The following is an 18,090-nucleotide window of genomic DNA, read 5'->3' on the forward strand; positions in this document are numbered from 1 at the left end:
GCGGAACCGGTCGGCCGCTACCGCACCGACACTAATACTGGACCAGGCCAGTTGAGGGCGCCGGTACGGACAGTGATCAAGTGCGCTCCGCTCTTGACGGTCGCGGTCCCTCCGTCGATAGTCGAAGCGCTTCGACACCTGCGTGGAGGGGACTGCTATGAACTATCGCCGTCGAGTGGGGAGCGCCTTGGTGGCGCTGTTGCTGGTTACTTCGGGGCAGACTGCGCAGGCCGAGGAGGTTCTGCCGTTCCGGAATCCGGATCTTCCGCTCGAAACGAGGGTGGGGGATCTGACCGGGCGGCTGACGCTGGACGAGAAGATTTCGCTGCTGCACCAGTACCAGCCGGCGATTCCGCGGCTGGGGATCGCGTCGTTCAAGACGGGGACCGAGGCGCTGCACGGGGTGGCCTGGTTGGGGAAGGCGACTGTTTTTCCGCAGGCTGTGGGGTTCGGGAGTACGTGGGATCCGGGGCTGATCAAGCGGGTCGGGGCGGCGGTCGGGGACGAGGCGCGGGGGTTCAACAAGCTCGATCCGGCGAAGAACGGGCTCAACCTGTGGGCCCCGGTGGTGAACCAGTTGCGCGATCCCCGGTGGGGCCGCAACGAGGAGGGGTACGCCGAGGATCCGTTGCTGACGAGTGAGATCGCGACGGCGTACGGGCGGGGTCTGCAGGGCGATGACCCGCGGTACCTCAAGACGGCGCCGACACTGAAGCACTTCGCGGCGTACAACGTCGAGACCGACCGGAGCCGGGTGTCGGCGAGTGTGCGGCCCAGGGTTCTGCATGAGTATGAATACAAGGCGTTCCAGCCGGCGCTGACCGCGCGAGCGGCCACCGGCGTGATGGCGTCGTACAACCTGATCAACGGGCGGCCGACCCACGTGTCACCCGAGCTGAACGAGTCCGTGCGGTCGTGGTCGGACGATGACTTGATGATCGTCGGCGATGCGTCGGGTGCGGGGAACATCAGTGGCTCGCAGCAGTACTACGCGACGCCGGCCGAGGCCACGGCCGCGGCGATCAAGGCCGGTCTCGACAGCTTCACCGAGAACGACGCCAACGGTGGTCCGACTGTCGCGGCGGTGAAGCAGGCGCTGGCGCAGGGGCTGCTCACCGAGGCCGACATCGACAAGCCGGTGCGGCACCTGCTCTCGGTGCGCTTCCGGTTGGGCGAGTTCGATCCGGCGGGGCGGAACCCGTACGAGAAGATCGGGCCGGACAGCATCGATACTCCGGCTCACCGCGAGCTGGCTCGCGAAGCCGCGCGCAAGCAGATGGTGCTGCTTGAGAACAAAGGCCAGACGCTGCCGCTCAAGCCCACCAAGAACGTCGCCGTGATCGGCCAACTGGCCGACACCGTCTACGAAGACTGGTACTCCGGCACGATGCCGTACCGGATCACGCCGAAGGCCGGCATAGCCGACCGGCTGGGCGCCGGCAGCACTGTCACCGCGACCGAAGGCGTCGACCGGATCGCGCTGCGCTCCGTTGCTACTGGCAAATATGTGACGGCCGGTGCCGCTGGTGGTGCCCTGGCCGCAGATGCGACCACCGCCGGACCGGACCAGGCGCTGGACGTCTTCGACTGGGGTGGTGACACCCTCGCACTGCGGGCAGCCGCGAACGGTAAGTACGTCTCGCGGAGCGGGAACAACTTGGTGAACGACCAGGACAAGCCGAACGGCTGGTTCGTCCAGCAGCAGTTCAGCCTGGTGAAGGTAGCAGGAGGCAACTATGTCCTGCACTACCGCGGCAACGAGATCAAGGAGCCGTGGAACGGCCCCAACCAGTACATCGTCGTCCAGCCCGACGGGAAGCTCGCCATCGGCGCGGCCACGCCGGACACCGCGGCCCAGTTCACGCGCGAGGTCCTGGTCAGCGGTACGGCGGCCGCCGTGGCAGCGGCGAAGAAGGCACACACCGCGGTCGTCGTGGTCGGCAGCAACCCGTTCATCAACGGGCGCGAGGACGACGACCGTCAGGGCACCGCGCTGGCCGCCGGTCAGCAGGCGATCGTGAAGGCAGTCACCGCCGCGAACCCCAGAACCGTTGTGGTGCTGGAGAGTAGCTACCCGTTGACCGGAGATTGGACGCGGGCCAAAGCGGTCCTGTGGACGTCGCACGCGGGTCAGGAGACCGGCCGGGCGCTGGCCGACGTCCTGTACGGCGACTATTCGCCCTCAGGCCGACTTCCGCAGACGTGGTACCGCACGGACGCGGAACTGCCGGATCCGCTCGACTTCGACGTGATCAAGGCAGGCTGGACCTATCAGTACCATCGGCCGAAAGCGCTCTACCCGTTCGGCCACGGCCTGACCTACGGCACGTTCCGCTACTCAGGCCTGAAAGCCTCACCAGTCGTCAAGGCAAACGGTCGGCTCAAGGTCAGCGTCGACGTCACCAACACCAGCCGGACGGCGAGCGAAGAGGTCGTCCAGCTCTACACCAGCCAGCGCACCTCACGAGTCGCCCAGCCGATCAAGACACTGCGCGGGTTCCAGCGACTCGCGTTCGCGCCCGGCCAACGGCGTACCGTCTCCTTCGACGTGAAGGCGAGCGACCTGGCCTTCTGGGACGTGACGCGCAACAAGTGGACGGTCGAGTCAGCCCTCCAGGACGTGCAGGTCGGCAGTTCGTCGGCCGACATCAGAGCCCGTACGACGGTTGCCGTCCGGGGCGAGGTCATCCCGCCCAGGGACCTGAGCCGCCGTACCGCGGCGACCGACTTCGACGACTACTCGGGTGTCGAGCTCATCGACGCCGCCAAGGTGCGCGGTGACGCGGTCGGCACGACGACGGCAGGCGGCTGGATCGCCTTCCAAGGCGTCCAGCTACAAGGCGCCACGCGGATTGAGGCCACCGTTTCCGCGGCAGGAGCTACCAAGGCGGAGGTTCGTCTCGGCAGCCCGACCGGTCCACTGGCCGGCACCCTGTCTGTGCCCGCTACCGCCGACCACTACAGCTGGACCACGGCAACAGCCCAGCTGGACGGACGCCTGACCCGCGGTGTCCGTGACGTCTACCTCGTCTTCACCGGCGACGGCACGAACATCCGCGACCTGACCATCACTTGACAAAGGTGCGCTCGATAGCGATATGGGCGAGCCAGCCCAGGCCCGCGGTGAAGATCGGCACCCAGTCACCCAGTACGCCGAAGCTGTACACGACCAGGATCGCCAGTGGGATCCAGGCACGGTGAGCGACGTTGTAGCACCGGGCGCCGACGAGCCTCGGCAGGATCAGGAACACCAGGGCGGCGATCAGTGCGGGGATGCCATGGTTGATGACCTCGAGCACGATGAAGGCCAACAAGAACAGGGCGAGGGCGGCCCAGGCGATTCGCTGGACGAGCTGGGCGGCAGTCATGGCGGCAGAATAGTCGTCAGGCGGCGACTTCGCGGTAGGCGTGGGCGCGAATCTGCTGACCTACCCGGCGCCAAGGGTGCGGCAGCAGCATGACCTCATAAAGGTGCGCCGGTACGTCGTAGTAGTCGTAGGTCTTGCCGGACGTGAAAACGACGCGCAGCGTGCGGGTTTCGTAGTCGTAGCCGACGGCATCGACGGCCTCCGAGACGACCGGTGTCAGGTGCACGTCAGACAGACCAGACATCCAGGGGGAGTGGGCACTCTGGTTCGGTCGCGGCGTCCGCGAGGTCGTAGGCGACCATCGGGCAGCGTGTGCAGTAGAGCAGGCCGTCGTCGGGATCCGTCACGAAGTCATGGCCGGTGGTGGTGCCGGGCTGGCTTGGCACGTTGGTCTCGTTGAACAAGTCAGCTCCGACGCCTTCCGGACACGACCGCCGTTGCGGGCTCTCGCCTGCTCCATCGGCGGAGTTCAATCGTTCGTTACAGGGCCTCCGGTTCTCTCCGTCACCGCGAGAAACCGAAGACCTGCCGCGCCTGTACCCAGGCCCAATCCCGCGAACCCCGCTCACCTCGCGCGTCTGCTGCGGGACAGTGCGTATCGGTCCCGCTGATTGCGCCGAAAAGTGCATGAAGGCGGGTACTGGTTCTCTGTTCACGGGGCGCCCGGCAGAAGGCCTGCCGAGCTTGACCAAAGGGGTTTTCTGATGGAATTCGTATTGTGGATCATCGCTGCGATCCTCGTGATCTCCGGGATCGTCTCGATCGTGCGGGGTGGACTGACCTGGGGAATCGTGTTGATCGTCGTTGGTCTGCTCGTCGGCCCCGGCGGCGTCAGCATCTTCACCTGATCGGTCCGTAGCGACCCCTAGCGTCACAGCGCGCGCAACGCCGGGCCGAGTTCGGCGGTGAAGAACTCGAAGAAGCCGTCCATGTCCGGCCCGGCGTTGATCAGCGCGAGGTGGTCGTAGCCCGCATCGGTGTACTGCCGCGCGACCTCGACGTACCGATCGAGATCGGGGCCGCAGGCAAATTGTTCACTCATGTGGTCCGCGGTCACCAGGGTGGTCGCAGCGTCGAAGTTCACCGGGTTGGGAAGTTCGGACTGGACTTTCCACCCGGTGACACCGAAGCGGAACAACCGCCGGGCGGACTCGGCCGCGTCGTCGGCCGACGGAGCCCAGGCCAGCGGGACCTCGGCGTACTTCGGCCCCTCGCCACCGGCTTTCTCGTACGCCGCGATCAGCTCACCCTTGGGCTCGGTCACGAAGAGCGCGTCGCCCAGTTCGCCGGCGATCCGCGCGGCCGCCGGACCGCCCGCGGCAACAGCAATCCGCGGCAGTACGTCGGGAAGGTCGAAGACCCGAGCGTCCTCGAGCCGCAGGTGCGTGCCGACGTACGACTGGTAGCCGCCGCTCCACAGCAGCCGAATGATCTCCAGCGCCTCGCGGAGCATTTCGTGCCGTGTGGTCACAGCAGGCCAGCCCGCACCGACTACGTGCTCGTTGAGTCGTTCACCAGCGCCCACGCCCAGCGTGAACCGCCCGCCGGACAGGATCGCCGTCGTGGCTGCCATCTGGGCGACCACCGCGGGGTGGTATCTGATGAACGGACAGGTGACTCCGGTAGCGAGTTCGATCGTTGACGTCCGGGCCGCAGCCGCGGCCAGCATCGAGAAGGCGAAGCCGGAGTGCTCGTGCTCACTCACCCACGGATGGAAGTGGTCGCTGACCTCGACGAAGTCGAAGCCGGCCGCCTCCGCGCGCACCGCCTGCTCGACGATCTCGAGGGGCCCGTAGGCCTCGGCAATCAGTTTGAATCCTAGTTTCATGACCGGCCGGTTACCGACCGTCGCTCGCAGCAAACAAGTCGTTTCACCGAACGACCACCGGGCACCGGCCGGGCATGCCGCATCAGATGCCAGCCGCCTCAGTGCTCGATGCCAGCCGCGCGATCGGCGACGTACTGCTGCCTGTCGTCGCGCGCGGTGCGATCCTGCGACGGCCGCGGCTGATGCATCTCGCCGAGCGGCTGCAGGTGGACGACCGCGCGCTCCGGGAAGTACGACGGCTCCGCCGCCGGTACGACGGCGGTCCGGTCCCGATCCGCATCGCGGGCCGAACCGTTGCCCTGGTCACCGAACCTGAGGACGTCCATCGCGTGCTGGCGATGACGCCGACGCCGTTCGCCGCGGCCACCACCGAGAAGGTCGGCGCCTTGCGGCACTTCCAGCCGCACGCGGTCCTGATCTCCGATCCGCCGGAGCGACAGCCGCGGCGTGAGCTCAACGAGCAGGTGCTCGAGACTCACAAGCCGGTCCATCGCCACGCCGAGCGGATGCAAGCCGTCATCCATGAAGAGCTCGATCAACTGCACGCAACCATCGGCTGGACCGAGTTCCGGGAGGTCTGGTCCCGGCTCGTCCGGCGGATCGTCCTCGGTGACGCCGCCCAGGACGACACCGCGTTGTCCGACGACCTCGACAAGCTGCGAGCCGCTGCCAACTGGGCCGAGTTCGCGCCGCGACAGCACGCCGTACGGCGGCGCTTCACCGACGCCATCACCCGGTACGTCGACGCTGCGGAGCCCGGAAGCCTGGTCGCGATGCTGCCGCGCGAGGACGATGCCGCCGGCCAAGTCCCGCACTGGCTGTTCGCCTTCGACGCGGCCGGCATCGCAAGCTGGCGAGCCCTTGCCGTGCTGGCGACTCGGCCGGACCTGGCTGACCGCATCGCGACCGAGGCTCGCCATCCCGAGTCCTCGCCGCTGCTGGCGGTCGCGGGCGGCGCCGTCCAGGAATCCGTCCGGCTCTGGCCGACCACGCTCGTCGTACTGCGGGAGTCGCGGACCGAGACCGAGTGGCGCGGCCAGACTCTGCCGGCCGGGACCGAGTTCGCGATCGTCAGTTCGGTCTTCCATCGTGATGACGAGGCTCTGGAGTTCGCCGACCGGTTCGAGCCGGACATCTGGCTCGACGGGCGGGCCGAGAGCGACTGGCCGATCATTCCGTTCAGCGAGGGGCCGGCGCGGTGTCCCGGGGAGAACGTCGTACTGCTGACGACGAGTACGGCGATCAGCCACCTGCTCGACCGGAACACCCTGGACCTGGACCCGCAGACTCGTCGGCTGCTGGCCGGCCCGATGCCCAAGACCTTCGACCACACTCGTCCACGCCTCGCCTTCTGGAGGAAGTCATGACGGGCTGGGTGCGGGTTCGCGCGTTGCTGTTGGTGAACCTGGCGCTGTTCGCCCTGTTCATGATCGGCGTGCTGCTGACCGGGCACGCGCACGAGAACGGGGAACTGTCCGACCACGACCAGCCGCAGCAGTCACTGGCCCAGTACGCCGGTTCGTCGTCGTTCGGCGAGACCGTCTTCGAGAACTGGGAGTCGGAGTTCCTGCAGATGGGGATGTACGTGCTGCTGACGACCTTCCTGGTGCAGAAGGGGTCGGCGGAGTCGCGGCCGATCGGCAAGGCCGCTCCCCAGGACGAGGACCCGCGGAACCATCGCAACGACCGTGACGCACCGTGGCCGGTACAGCACGGCTCCGAGCTGCTGCTGAAGCTGTACGAGAACTCGCTGGCGATCGCGTTCGGGATCGTGTTCTTCCTGTCGTTCTGGTTGCACGCGGTGACCGGCGCGGGCGCGTACAGCGAGGATCAGCAGCTCCACGGCGGGGAAGCGGTGACTGCCTGGCAGTACCTGGGCACCTCGCAGTTCTGGTTCGAGTCGTTCCAGAACTGGCAGAGCGAGTTCCTCGCGGTCGCCGCGATCATCGGCGGATCGGTCTACCTGCGGCAGCGGAAGTCGTCGCAGTCGAAGCCGGTGCACGCCCCGCACGCCGAGACCGGCGACTGATCCTGATTGCGCTCGGGCGCCTTGGGGTACCGGCTGACGACTCGTCAGGCAGCGGCGGGTCCGGCAGGCGATGGCGGAGGTCGGGTTCGATGACCGTTCTTGAGCAAGAAACCTATGACGATGTGAACTATCCGGCGATCCGGCTCGAGCGCGACGGCGCTCTGGTGCGGATCGTCGTCGAAGAGCAGCTGACCGAGGCGGTGGCGGCGGCCGTGCGGGAGTTGCTGGTGGATGTCTGCGGGCGGCGCACGCGCAGTGTCGTGCTGGTCTTCGAAGCGGAGCTCGGCCCGGCGGGCCGCGAGCTGTTGCCACGACTTCTGGACGTGGCACAACGACGGTGCTGGTCGGGGAGCTGCCGGCTGGACGTGACGTCGTCGCGGGCCGACGTACTGGAGTTGCTGGCCACTACCGGATTCTGACCGACGGAAGGGACGACGCGCGATGGCGAGCACGGTCGCGGACGTGATGCTCGAGCGATTGCGGGACTGGGGCGTCGACCACGTCTTCGGGTACGCCGGGGACGGCATCAACGGGTTGTTGTCGGCCTGGGAACGGGCCGGCGACCAGCCGCGGTTCGTGCAAGCGCGGCACGAGGAGATGGCGGCGTTCGAGGCCGTCGGTTTCGCCAAGTTCACCGGCCGCGTCGGCGTCTGTACGGCGACCAGCGGGCCCGGCGCCATCCACCTCCTGAACGGCCTGTACGACGCCAAGCTCGACCACGTACCCGTGGTGGCGATCGTCGGGCAGACCGCGCGTACTGCGCTCGGCGGGCACTACCAGCAGGAAGTCGATCTGATGTCCTTGTTCAAGGATGTCGCGAACGAGTACTGCCAGCAGGTGATGGTTCCCGAGCAACTGCCGAACCTGCTGGATCGCGCGATCCGGATCGCGACCTCCCGCCGTACGGTCACGGCTTTGGTGGTGCCGGCCGACGTCCAGGAGCTCGAGTACGTCGCTCCTTCGCACGCGTTCAAGATGGTGCCGTCGAGCCTCGACCTGACGTGGTCGGCCGCCGTACCGGCTGACGAGGACCTGCGCCGGGCGGCGGACGTGCTGAATGCGGGCGAGAAGGTCGCGATCCTGATCGGCCAAGGCGCCCGGGAGGCCGCGGCCGAGGTGACCACGGTCGCCGACCTGCTCGGTGCCGGGGTGGCGAAAGCCCTGCTGGGCAAGGACGTTCTCTCCGACGAACATGCCTGGGTGACCGGGTCGATCGGGCTGCTCGGCACCCGGCCGTCGTACGAGCTGATGCGGGACTGCGACGCCTTGCTGGTGGTCGGATCCAACTTCCCGTACAGCCAGTTCCTGCCGGAGTTCGGCAAGGCGCGAGCGGTGCAGATCGACCGGGATCCGACGATGATCGGGATGCGCTACCCGTTCGAGGTCAACCTGGTCGGCGACTCGGCCGAGACGCTGCGACGGCTGATCCCGCTGCTCGACCGCAAGACCGATCGGTCCTGGCGGGACCAGATCGAGAGCAACGTCGGCCGCTGGTGGGAAGTGATGGAGCGGCGCGCCAAGACCTCGGCGGACCCGGTGAACCCCGAGCTCGTCTTCCACGAACTCTCGCCGCGGCTGCCCGCCGATGCGATCGTGACGGCCGACTCCGGTTCGGCGGCGAACTGGTACGCGCGGCACCTCCGCTTCCGCGACGGCATGCGCGGTTCGCTGTCCGGCACGCTCGCCACGATGGGACCGGGTGTTCCGTACGTGATCGGTGCGAAGTTCGGCCGGCTCGGCCGGCCGTGTATGGCGCTGGTCGGCGACGGCGCGATGCAGATGAACGGCATCAACGAGCTGATCACGATCGCGAAGTACTGGCAGGACTGGGACGACCCGCGCCTCGTCGTCGCGGTGCTGCACAACAACGACCTCAACCAGGTGACCTGGGAGCTGCGGGCGATGGGCGGATCGCCGCAGTTCCTGCCCTCCCAGCAACTGCCGGACTTCCCGTACGCCGGCTATGCGCGCAGCCTCGGACTTGGCGGGATCCTGGCGGCGAAGCCGGCGGAGGTGGCGCCGGCCTGGGAGGAGGCGCTGGCCGCGGACCGGCCGTGCGTCGTCGAGTTCGTGACCGATCCCGCCGTACCGCCGATCCCTCCGCACGCGTCGTGGGACCAGCTGGAGAAGTCCCTGGAGTCGATCATCCGGGGGGACTCCGATCGCATCGACGTGATCAAGGAGGGCGTCAAGTCCAAGATCCAGGAGTTTCTGCCCGGACGAGGAGGAGATTCGTGACGATGCCGCAGGTCGAGGCCCGGCCGCTGAGCGACGACGAACTGCAAGGGATCGACGCCTACTGGCGGGCGGCGAACTACCTGTCGGTGGGGCAGATCTACCTGCTGGCGAACCCGCTGCTGAAGGAACCTTTGCGGCCGGAGCACATCAAGCCGCGGCTGCTCGGCCACTGGGGTACGACACCCGGCCTGAACCTGGTCTACGCGCACCTCAACCGGGTGATCAGGCAGCGCGACCGGGAGATGCTGGCGGTGATCGGGCCTGGGCACGGCGGTCCGGCGATCGTGGCGAACACCTGGCTCGAGGGCAGCTGGACCGAGGCCTACCCGAGTACCACCCGGGACGAGCCGGGGATGGCCCGACTGTTCAAGCAGTTCTCCTTCCCTGGCGGCATCCCGAGTCACGTCGCGGCCGATGTCCCCGGATCGATCAACGAGGGCGGCGAGCTCGGGTACTCCCTGAGCCACGCGTACGGCGCGGCCGCGGACAACCCGGATCTCGTCGTGGCCTGTGTGATCGGCGACGGCGAAGCGGAGACCGGTGCGCTGGCGGCGTCCTGGCACTCGAACAAGTTCCTGAACCCCGTCCGGGACGGCGCGGTGCTGCCGATCCTGCATCTCAACGGTTACAAGATCGCCAACCCGACCGTGCTGGCGCGGATCGGTGACGAGGAGCTGACTGCGCTGCTGCGCGGGTACGGTCACGAGCCGTACCTGGTCGAGGGATCGGATCCGGCGACCGTTCATCAAGCCCTGGCTGCTGCCCTGGACACGTGCCTGGACCGGATCGATGAGATCCAGCGCGAGGCGCGGTCGGCAGAGCAGCCGCCGACGCGGGCTGCCTGGCCGATGATCGTGCTCCGGACACCGAAGGGCTGGACCGGACCGCAGACTGTCGACGGCGAGCCGATCGAGGACACCTGGCGGGCTCATCAGGTGCCGCTGTCGGGTGTTCGGACGAACGAGGATCACCTGCGCCAGTTGGAGTCGTGGCTGCGCAGCTACCGGCCGGAGGAGTTGTTCGACGACCACGGCCGTCCGGTGCAGAGTCTGCTGGAGCTGGCGCCGAGTCCGCAGTTGCGGATGGGCTCGTCACCGCATGCGAACGGCGGTCGGGTGGCGCGCGATCTGGTGCTGCCTCCGGTCGCGGAGTACGCCGTACCGGTGAAGGAGCCTGGGGCCGAGACCGGCGAACCGACGAAGGTGTTCGGCGCCTACCTGCGGGATGCCTTCGTGGAGAATCCCAGCAATCTCAGGCTCTTCGGGCCAGACGAAACCGAGTCGAACCGGCTGAACGCGGTCTACGAGGTGACGGAGAAGGCCTGGCTGGCCAATCGCCGGGACACCGATGAGAACCTTTCCCCGGATGGGCGGGTGCTCGAGATCCTGAGCGAGCACACGTGTCAGGGCTGGCTCGAGGGCTACCTGCTGACTGGCCGGCACGGCCTGTTCTCGTCGTACGAGGCCTTCGTGCACATCGTGGACTCGATGGTGAACCAGCACGCCAAGTGGCTGAAGACGATCAACCGGCTGACCTGGCGGCGGCCGATCCCGTCGCTGAACTACCTGCTCACTTCCCACGTCTGGCGCCAGGACCACAACGGCTTCTCGCATCAGGACCCGGGTTTCATCGACCACGTGGTGAACAAGAAGGCCGAGGTCGTCCGCGTCTATCTGCCGCCGGACGCGAACACGCTGCTCTCGACGATGGACCACTGCCTGCGGACCCGGAACTACATCAACGTCGTTGTCGCCGGCAAGCAACCGCAGCCGAACTGGCTCGACTGGGAGTCGGCGGCACTGCACTGTGCGCGTGGGATCGGGGTCTGGGACTTCGCCAGTAACGACGACGGCGACCCGGATGTCGTGATGGCGTGCGCGGGCGACGTACCGACGATGGAGACGCTGGCCGCGGTCAGCCTGCTGCGTGAACACCTGCCCGAGCTGAAGATCCGCGTGGTCAACGTCGTGGATCTGATGCGGCTGCAGGATGCGAGCGAGCATCCGCACGGGCTGCCGGATCGCGAGTTCGACGCGTTGTTCACGACCGACAAGCCGGTGATCTTCGCGTACCACGGCTATCCGTGGCTGATCCATCGACTGACGTATCGCCGCAACGGCCACGACAACCTGCACGTCCGCGGCTACGTCGAGGAGGGTACGACGACCACGCCGTTCGACATGGTCGTCCTGAACAACCTCGACCGCTATCACCTGGCGATGGACGTGATCGACCGCGTGCCGTCGCTCGGCAGCCGGGCCGTGTCGACGCGCCAGTACTTCGCCGATCAGCGGACCCGGCACCGCGCCTACGTCACCGAGTACGGCGAGGACCTCCCGGAGGTGAGGGACTGGCGATGGGACATCATCAGCTAGGTGATGAAACCCTGGCTCGCGGTGCCTGTCGTGCTCGCACTCGGCCTCGGCGTACGGGCTTTCACCGGCGGTGACTTCGCCAAGTACGCCGGTGTCGCGCTCTACACAACTCTCATCTACGCCCTGCTGGCCTTCTGGCTGCGTCCGCTCTGGGCGGCGATCGCAGCCACCGGGTTCAGTTGGGCCGTGGAGTTCTTCCAGCTCACCGGCATCCCCGCGGACCTCTCCGCCCGCAGCACCCTGGCCCACCTGGTCCTGGGCTCGACCTTCAACGCCCCCGACCTCTTCTGGTACGTCGTCGGCGCCGCCCTCGGCATCGTGATCGTGCGAAGCAAAGCCTCGCCCGGCCCAGGGGCTGCCTAGGGCCGGGCGAGGAGTTTCGCTGGTCGATCAGGCGATGGTGCAGGACTGCCCGTTGACCGTGAAGGCGGTCGGTGCATTGTTGGTGCCCGAGTGTGTTCCGTTGAAACCGATGTCGACGGTGGCACCGGGCGCGATGGTGGCGTTCCACGAACCTGGGACCGGCGTCCCGGTCACCTTCGTGCCGGTCTGCGACCAGTTGGCGTTCCAGCCGCTCTGGACCGTCTGGCCGTTGGCGAAGTCGAACGAGAGCGCCCAGTTGGCCAGCGGTGCCGTTGAGGTGTTGGTCAGTTTGATCGACGCCGTGAAGCCGGTGTTCCAGCTGTTCGCCGAGTAGTTGACCTTACAGCCGCCGGTCGGGTTGCCCGAGCCGGTCGTCGTGACCGACACGGCCGCCGACGGTGCCGAGACGTTGCCTGCGGCATCTTTCGCGCGGACGGTGAACGAGTACGCCGTGTTGGCGGTGAGACCTGTCGCGGTGAAGCTCGTGGTCGTGGAGCTACCGGCGAGGGTGCTGCCGCGGTAGATGTCGTAGCCCGTCACGCCGACGTTGTCGGTCGAGGCGGTCCAGGACAGCGCGACCGAGGTGTTCGTCACGGTGCCGGCTGTCAGTCCGGCCGGGGTCGAGGGCGCGGTGGTGTCGGACGGGTTGCCGCCGCCGCCGATGACCGGGTAGGCGTTCTGCACGAGCTGGACGAACTGTGCTTCGAACCAGCGACCGGCCAGCGGCGAATCCGGCAGGGCTCCGGTCAGCTGGTTGTCCAGCTTCGGCGAGACGAACGTCGGGTCACACATCCGGTCGAACCGCTTGCCCTCGTCGTTGGGGATGTCGGTGGACGCACCGTCGGACTCACCCGGGGGCTTGATCCAGACGAAGGCGTCGAGGTGCGAGCCGGAGTAGCCGGCAGGCGTGGCCTGCGGCCGTTCGCCGATTCCGGCGCCGGCCGGGTTGCACCAGGCACCACGGTGGATGCGGCGGTCGACCCGGGACTGGTTGACGTAGGTGTTCAGGTCCGTGCTGGTCGAGACGGCGCTCGGACGGGCGGCACCACCCCAGCCGTTGCGCGAGGTGTCGACGAGCATGCCGATGGTGGTCGGGAAGCCCTCGGCAACCAGCAGGTTGTAGAGATGCGCCGTCCAGTCGGCCTCGTCGAAGTCGAAGTTCCACTCGTAGAACTTCGCTGAGCGAACCGGGTTGCCGCCGACGGTCAGCGACGAGTTCGGCAGGTACGGCTCGACCAGCGGTGTCGTGTTCGCCGTGTTGGTGACGAAGCCGTCGATGGAGGCGTAGCCGGCTGTGGTCGTCCGGGCTACCTCGGCGAAGAGCTTCGCGGCAGGACCGGAGTTGCTGTCCCAGCCGAGCCAGCCCGAGTGGGCGGCGTCGATGTAGTTGTAGACGTTCGGGATCGCATGCAGCTTGTCCAGCGCGTACTTGACGCCGGCCCGGTAGTACGGCGCGGCCTGTGCGCAGGGCTGAGTCGAGATGTTGGTGATCAGGTTCGGCAGCGAATCCGGTTCGATGGTGGCCGCGATCCGCAGCCCCTGGTACTTCGTGTCGGCCAGGATCGCCGCGATCGGGTCGATGTACTCGGCCTTGTACCGCGCCAGCCCGGCATCGGTCGCCGGGAGTTCGCCGTTCGACGCGAGGGCATAGCAGTCCCGGCCGGGGAGGTCGTAAATCACCAGGTTCACGACCAACGGCGTACCGGATTGCTTCTGCAGCAGGGCCTGGTCCAGATGGAAGCGCAGGCCGTTCCCGTCGGCGTTGCCGGTGATGGCGCTGATCCGGTCCATCCAGACCGCGGTCGGCTGCGTCTTGACGGCGCGCATCTTGGCGGCGAGCGCGGCATCGGACGCTCGGGTGGCAGCCCCCTCCACGGAGGCGGCCCAGGTGGGGTTCACATATTGGGTCGCCCCGGCGTAGGGGTTGTCGACGTGCGGTTCGGCGGCATTGGCGCTCAGGGCGGTGAGCGGCAAGGCGATCAGGCCGGTTGCCAGGGCAGTAGTTGCGGCGAACAGCCGCTTCGGGATTCGGGACACGCGGTCCTCCTCGAGGATCAGTCCGGCAGGCGGAAAGCCGGTACCTGAACCTCGCACAGGCGACTCCGCCGCCGGGATGGACCGAAACGTTTAAGTTCGCGGATCAGCGGGCCAACGGGCCGGTGCTCCCGCGAATCGCGAGTCCACCGATCGGCACGACCTGACCGGTCGGTGTTTGCCCGTTGAGCACTGCCAGGACTGCCGTTCCGACGGCTGTCCCCAGTTCTCGCAACGGCGACGGCAGCGCGGTGATGGACGGCGTACTGAGTCGGCAGAGCGCCGAGTCGCTCGCGGCGAGGATCGACAGATCCCACGGCACCTCGAGCCCGAGGCGTCGTGCCACGTCGAGCGCGGCCAGCGCCATCTGGTCTGAGTCGTAGACGATCACGGACGGCGGTGCCGGGCCGGTCAGCAGCTGCCGAGTCGCAGCGGCTGCCTCCTCTGGACCGGCGTCGGTCGTCATCCAGTTCAGCGAACCACCGGCGGCCTCGAGCGTCCGCGTCAGCGCAGCCACGCGAACCTGGGTGCTCTGCAAGCCTGGCGGCGCAGTCACGGCTGCGACCTGGCGATGTCCCAACCCGATCAGGTACGTCGCCACTCGCGTGAACGCCTCGTCCTCGTCCAGGCAGACCGAGGTCAGCCCTTGTGCGGCCGTCGGCGGACCCACCACCACGGCCGGCGCCCGCAACCGTCGCAACGCCTCGACGCGCGGATCCTCGCTGAGTACGTCCGTCACGATCATCACGTCGAAGCGATGCTCGGCCCACCAGGTCCGGTACGTCGTCACCGCCGCATCGACGGAGTCGACAACCTTGAGCAGCAAGGCGTATCCATGGTCGGTGAACACGTCCTGGATCGCCGTGACGAGATCGAGGAACGAGGTCGCCGACGACACCCCGCCGGTGGCGGTGCTGACCACGAGCCCGACCGCGCGGGGCCCGGTGTGCATCGACCGGGCCGCGGCACTCGGCTGCCACCGGTACTCCTCGGCGATCCGCAGCACACGTTCACGGGTCGCCGCGGAGACGCCGGGGCGACCGTTGACGGCGTACGAGACAACGGCGATCGACACACCGGCCGCGCGGGCGATGTCCGCGATCGTGGCGCGGCGCGCGGGCGAGCCGGGGCGGTCGGGGGGCGGTGAGACCACAATGACCAGTGTGTGGCCTGGCGGCCCGAAACGCATCAGTTCGGTACCGCGCTGAAGGAGAGGATTGGGGATGGGGACAGTACGACGTACTGCGACCAACGGGATTCCGCGCCGGACGATCGGCGTACTCTCGCCCGTCGTCGGCGGGTTCTACTTCGGTGCGCTGATCGCCGGGATCGCCCGCGCGGCGCGTAATGCCGGTCATCGGGTGGTCGCCGTTCAGACCTACCCGGCCGGTCTCGATCGTGAGCGCTACCCCGACGAACCGTTGCTCGAGGTGCCGGTGGCGCTGGGTGCGGTGGACGGTCTGATCATCCTTGCCAGCGCTGTCCGGCAGGACCGGCTCGCCGCGGTCCACGAGTGGGGACGGCCGGTCGTCGTACTGAGTGCGGACGCGGCCGGCTCGGATGCGCCGGTGGTGGTTCCGGACAACGCCGGCGGGGTGCGGGCCGCCGTACGGCATCTGATCGATCACGGGCACACCCGCATCGGGTTCATCGGCAACCCGGCGCAGCGGGACATCCGCGAACGGTATGAGGCCTATCGCGCGGCGCTGGTCGAGCATGGGATTGATCAGGAGTGGTTCCAGGAAACTGCCGACAACCACGAGCAGGCTGGTGCTGACGCTGCTGCGCGCTTGCTGGCAACGGGGTTACCGACCACGGCGACTGTCGCCGCGACGGATCGCAATGCGATCGGATTCCTGCGGACCTTGCGTACGGCGGGAGTCGTGCTGCCGCGCGATCACGCCGTGATCGGGTTCGACCACACCGACAGTGGCGCCCGCTTGCTGCCCAGACTCTCGACGATCGATCCACACAACGATCGGGTCGCCGGGTTGGCCGTGGATCTGTTGCTGGCGCGGTTGCGCGGTGAGGCCGTACCGGGTGGTGTGCACCGGGCTCCGTCGACGCTGGTGATTCGCGAGTCCTGCGGATGTGGTGAGTCGCCGGTGGGTGCTCACGGCGAGCCGCAGACGACGTCTGCCAATGCCCGGCTGCAGCACCTGGCCGACACCGGGTTCGCCGCCCCGCCGTCGGTCGCGGACAGTCGGCGGATCGACGACGAGTCCCGCGATCGATGGCTTCGAGCGGTTGTCGATCCGATCACCGCTGCCGCCGAGCAAGGCCAACTACCCAACGGCACCGCGCTCAGCGGGCTGGCCAAGCTGACCTCGGCCCGGCGGCCGCATCCGGAGACTCTCGAGCAGCTGATCTCTGTCGTTCGCGACCTCGAGTGGGAGCTCGCGAGCACGCTGCCTGCCGGGTCGGAGCGGCTGCCTGCGTTGTACCGCACCGGTACGGAGATCACGCTGGCCCTGACGAGAGGTTGCACGCAGCCGTTGCTGGCGCGGAGCGGCTATCTGGAACGAGCAATCGCGGACCAGTACGAAGTCGACATGGATCTTCTGCGTGGCAACGGTGTTGGGCCGCGGACACTGACCTGGTTGCCGCGAGCCGGCCGTGGCGCCGCCTGCCTAGGCCTATGGACCGGTCCCGCGGCGGGCGATCGGGAGCTGGAGATCGTCGGCGTCGACGACAACTCCGGCGCGCTGTCCCGGCTTGTCGGATCGCGGTCGGGAGCCAGCCAGTTCCCACCTGCGGCGATGACGCGCGCGGGGGCGGCCGGCAGCAGCCGGCTCACCTTGATCCTGCCGGTCACCTCGCGCGGCAGCGACTGGGGTCTGCTCGCGATCGAAGGCACGGTCGACACCCGGATGACCAGCGGCCGGGACAAGTACAACCACTGGGCTGCGCTGCTGGCCGTCGCGCTGGATCACGAACGCCTGTTGGCCTCGCTGCACGACCAGCGGCAGGCTTTGGCCGAGGCGGCCAATCGCGAGCGAGCGTTGGCGGACACACTGCGTGCCAGTGAGGAGCGCTACGCCTTGGCGTCGATGGCGGCTCAGGACGGGACGTGGGACTGGGATGTCTCGGCCGGTACGGTCTACTACTCGCCACGCTGGAAACAGACACTCGGGTACGGCGAGGACGAGATCGGCTGTACGCCGTCGGAGTGGCTCGACCGGGTGCATCCCGACGACAAGCTCGACCTGTCGGCCGCGATCGCAGCGCAGTTGGGTGGTGCTCGCGCTCCGCTCGAGATCGAGCATCGGGTGCGGACGTCCTCGGGCGACTACCGCTGGATGATGTGCCGCGCGGTAGCGGTCCTCGACGATGCCGGTTGCCCGGCCCGTCTGGTCGGGGCGTTCGTCGACATGACCGAGCGCAAGGAGGCAGAGCTCGCCCTTCGCAGCAACACCTTGCGCGATCCGGAGACCGGCCTGGCCGGGCGGGTGCTGTTCCTCGATCGGCTGGGCGAGGCGCTGGATCGGGTCCGCAACCGCCCGGGGGAGGAGGACTATGCCGTACTGCTTGCTCGGGTTGTCGACCCCTCACCTTCGGCCCGGGCCGACGTACGGCGTGAGGTGGTCCGGCGGTTGCAATCGGTCTTGCGGGGTGGGGATTCGGCGGCTCGGCTTCGGCAGGACGAGTTCGGCGTACTGCTCGAGGATGTCCGGCCGGATCAGGCGCGGCTGCAGGAAGTGCTCACGCAGTTGACGGCCGCGCCCGAGCTCGAGATCGCCATCGGGGTGCTGCCGGGCATTCAGCAGTTCAAGAATGCCGATGACGCATTGCGGGCGGCGGATATCGCGCTGCTCCGGGCGCAGACCCGCGCATCGGCGCCTCCCCGCTGAGCGG

General features: G+C 67.9%; 15 protein-coding genes. 9 read left to right on the forward strand and 6 right to left on the reverse strand.

All coding sequences use genetic code 11. From position 1 onward, the window contains the following. The first annotated feature begins 157 nt into the window (after positions 1–157). Positions 158–3,076 (forward strand): glycoside hydrolase family 3 C-terminal domain-containing protein, encoded by a 2,919-nt coding sequence (locus tag ABZS29_RS13680; RefSeq protein ID WP_355461650.1) that lies wholly within the window; start codon positions 158–160, stop codon positions 3,074–3,076. Here ABZS29_RS13680 and ABZS29_RS13685 read toward each other — a convergent pair. The 3 genes from ABZS29_RS13685 to ABZS29_RS13695 are packed head-to-tail and all read right to left on the reverse strand — an operon-like array spanning position 3,069 to position 3,754. Then, on the reverse strand, positions 3,069–3,368 hold the full coding sequence (locus tag ABZS29_RS13685) for a hypothetical protein (RefSeq protein ID WP_355461652.1): 300 nt from the start codon (positions 3,366–3,368) through the stop codon (positions 3,069–3,071). The two genes, ABZS29_RS13680 and ABZS29_RS13685, sit on opposite strands and share 8 nt — an antisense overlap. A gap of 16 nt (positions 3,369–3,384) precedes the next feature. Then, on the reverse strand, positions 3,385–3,612 hold the full coding sequence (locus tag ABZS29_RS13690) for a KTSC domain-containing protein (protein ID WP_355461654.1): 228 nt from the start codon (positions 3,610–3,612) through the stop codon (positions 3,385–3,387). Then, positions 3,596–3,754 carry a hypothetical protein gene (locus tag ABZS29_RS13695; protein WP_355461656.1) on the reverse strand — a complete coding sequence of 53 codons (159 nt, stop codon included), beginning with the start codon at positions 3,752–3,754 and terminating at the stop codon, positions 3,596–3,598. Before ABZS29_RS13695 ends, ABZS29_RS13690 begins: the two co-directional genes overlap by 17 nt. 318 nt (positions 3,755–4,072) lie before the next feature. Here ABZS29_RS13695 and ABZS29_RS13700 point away from each other — a divergent pair, with 318 nt between their 5' ends. Further along, complete coding sequence (locus ABZS29_RS13700; RefSeq protein WP_355461657.1) at positions 4,073–4,216, forward strand: GPGG-motif small membrane protein; 144 nt, start codon at positions 4,073–4,075, stop codon at positions 4,214–4,216. A gap of 23 nt (positions 4,217–4,239) precedes the next feature. On the opposite strand, the gene ABZS29_RS13705 is transcribed toward ABZS29_RS13700, so the two are convergent. Next, the gene (locus ABZS29_RS13705; RefSeq protein ID WP_355461659.1) at positions 4,240–5,196 is read right to left on the reverse strand and encodes a TIGR03557 family F420-dependent LLM class oxidoreductase; all 957 of its coding nucleotides are present in this window, start codon (positions 5,194–5,196) and stop codon (positions 4,240–4,242) included. Between the two features lie 74 nt (positions 5,197–5,270). On the opposite strand from ABZS29_RS13705, the gene ABZS29_RS13710 reads away from it, so the two are divergent. From ABZS29_RS13710 to ABZS29_RS13735, 6 genes are all read left to right on the forward strand, one after another. Next, the gene (locus ABZS29_RS13710; protein WP_355461661.1) at positions 5,271–6,563 is read left to right on the forward strand and encodes a cytochrome P450; all 1,293 of its coding nucleotides are present in this window, start codon (positions 5,271–5,273) and stop codon (positions 6,561–6,563) included. Further along, positions 6,560–7,225 (forward strand): DUF6766 family protein, encoded by a 666-nt coding sequence (locus tag ABZS29_RS13715; RefSeq protein ID WP_355461663.1) that lies wholly within the window; start codon positions 6,560–6,562, stop codon positions 7,223–7,225. The genes ABZS29_RS13710 and ABZS29_RS13715 overlap by 4 nt, the downstream gene beginning before the upstream one ends. An 89-nt stretch (positions 7,226–7,314) precedes the next feature. Continuing rightward, positions 7,315–7,644, forward strand: a complete 330-nt coding sequence (locus ABZS29_RS13720; RefSeq protein ID WP_355461664.1) for a hypothetical protein — start codon at positions 7,315–7,317, stop codon at positions 7,642–7,644. 22 nt (positions 7,645–7,666) lie between these two features. Beyond that, positions 7,667–9,463, forward strand: a complete 1,797-nt coding sequence (locus ABZS29_RS13725) for a thiamine pyrophosphate-requiring protein (protein WP_355461666.1) — start codon at positions 7,667–7,669, stop codon at positions 9,461–9,463. 2 nt (positions 9,464–9,465) lie between these two features. Then, positions 9,466–11,838 (forward strand): phosphoketolase family protein, encoded by a 2,373-nt coding sequence (locus ABZS29_RS13730; RefSeq protein WP_355463174.1) that lies wholly within the window; start codon positions 9,466–9,468, stop codon positions 11,836–11,838. Between the two features lie 3 nt (positions 11,839–11,841). Beyond that, positions 11,842–12,201, forward strand: coding sequence for a DUF2809 domain-containing protein (locus ABZS29_RS13735; RefSeq protein ID WP_355463176.1), 360 nt, complete (start codon positions 11,842–11,844; stop codon positions 12,199–12,201). Positions 12,202–12,228: 27 nt separating this feature from the next. Here the strand turns inward: ABZS29_RS13735 and ABZS29_RS13740 are convergent, their stop codons facing one another. Together ABZS29_RS13740 and ABZS29_RS13745 are read right to left on the reverse strand one after the other, a co-directional pair. After that, entirely contained in the window at positions 12,229–14,238 is a 2,010-nt protein-coding gene (locus ABZS29_RS13740) for a glycoside hydrolase family 6 protein (RefSeq protein ID WP_355461667.1), read from the reverse strand. Positions 14,239–14,341: 103 nt separating this feature from the next. After that, positions 14,342–15,388 carry a LacI family DNA-binding transcriptional regulator gene (locus tag ABZS29_RS13745; RefSeq protein WP_355461668.1) on the reverse strand — a complete coding sequence of 349 codons (1,047 nt, stop codon included), beginning with the start codon at positions 15,386–15,388 and terminating at the stop codon, positions 14,342–14,344. A gap of 70 nt (positions 15,389–15,458) precedes the next feature. Here ABZS29_RS13745 and ABZS29_RS13750 point away from each other — a divergent pair, with 70 nt between their 5' ends. Next, a complete protein-coding gene (locus ABZS29_RS13750) occupies positions 15,459–18,086 on the forward strand; it encodes a substrate-binding domain-containing protein (RefSeq protein ID WP_355461670.1) in 2,628 nt (875 codons plus the stop codon). The last annotated feature ends 4 nt before the right edge of the window (positions 18,087–18,090 follow it).

The organism is Kribbella sp. NPDC005582 (assembly GCF_040605415.1).
In the GTDB taxonomy this organism is placed as follows: Bacteria; Actinomycetota; Actinomycetes; order Propionibacteriales; family Kribbellaceae; genus Kribbella.

What these genes read in the sequence shown, in the direction of transcription:
- ABZS29_RS13735 (WP_355463176.1), top strand. Translation starts at nt 11,842, where the DNA reads ATGAAACCCTGGCTCGCGGTGCCTGTCGTGCTCGCACTCGGCCTCGGC.
- ABZS29_RS13685 (WP_355461652.1), bottom strand. Translation starts at nt 3,368, where the DNA reads ATGACTGCCGCCCAGCTCGTCCAGCGAATCGCCTGGGCCGCCCTCGCC.
- ABZS29_RS13715 (WP_355461663.1), top strand. Translation starts at nt 6,560, where the DNA reads ATGACGGGCTGGGTGCGGGTTCGCGCGTTGCTGTTGGTGAACCTGGCG.
- ABZS29_RS13690 (WP_355461654.1), bottom strand. Translation starts at nt 3,612, where the DNA reads ATGTCTGGTCTGTCTGACGTGCACCTGACACCGGTCGTCTCGGAGGCC.
- ABZS29_RS13720 (WP_355461664.1), top strand. Translation starts at nt 7,315, where the DNA reads ATGACCGTTCTTGAGCAAGAAACCTATGACGATGTGAACTATCCGGCG.
- ABZS29_RS13700 (WP_355461657.1), top strand. Translation starts at nt 4,073, where the DNA reads ATGGAATTCGTATTGTGGATCATCGCTGCGATCCTCGTGATCTCCGGG.
- ABZS29_RS13705 (WP_355461659.1), bottom strand. Translation starts at nt 5,196, where the DNA reads ATGAAACTAGGATTCAAACTGATTGCCGAGGCCTACGGGCCCCTCGAG.
- ABZS29_RS13750 (WP_355461670.1), top strand. Translation starts at nt 15,459, where the DNA reads ATGGGGACAGTACGACGTACTGCGACCAACGGGATTCCGCGCCGGACG.
- ABZS29_RS13730 (WP_355463174.1), top strand. Translation starts at nt 9,466, where the DNA reads ATGCCGCAGGTCGAGGCCCGGCCGCTGAGCGACGACGAACTGCAAGGG.
- ABZS29_RS13680 (WP_355461650.1), top strand. Translation starts at nt 158, where the DNA reads ATGAACTATCGCCGTCGAGTGGGGAGCGCCTTGGTGGCGCTGTTGCTG.
- ABZS29_RS13710 (WP_355461661.1), top strand. Translation starts at nt 5,271, where the DNA reads ATGCCGCATCAGATGCCAGCCGCCTCAGTGCTCGATGCCAGCCGCGCG.
- ABZS29_RS13725 (WP_355461666.1), top strand. Translation starts at nt 7,667, where the DNA reads ATGGCGAGCACGGTCGCGGACGTGATGCTCGAGCGATTGCGGGACTGG.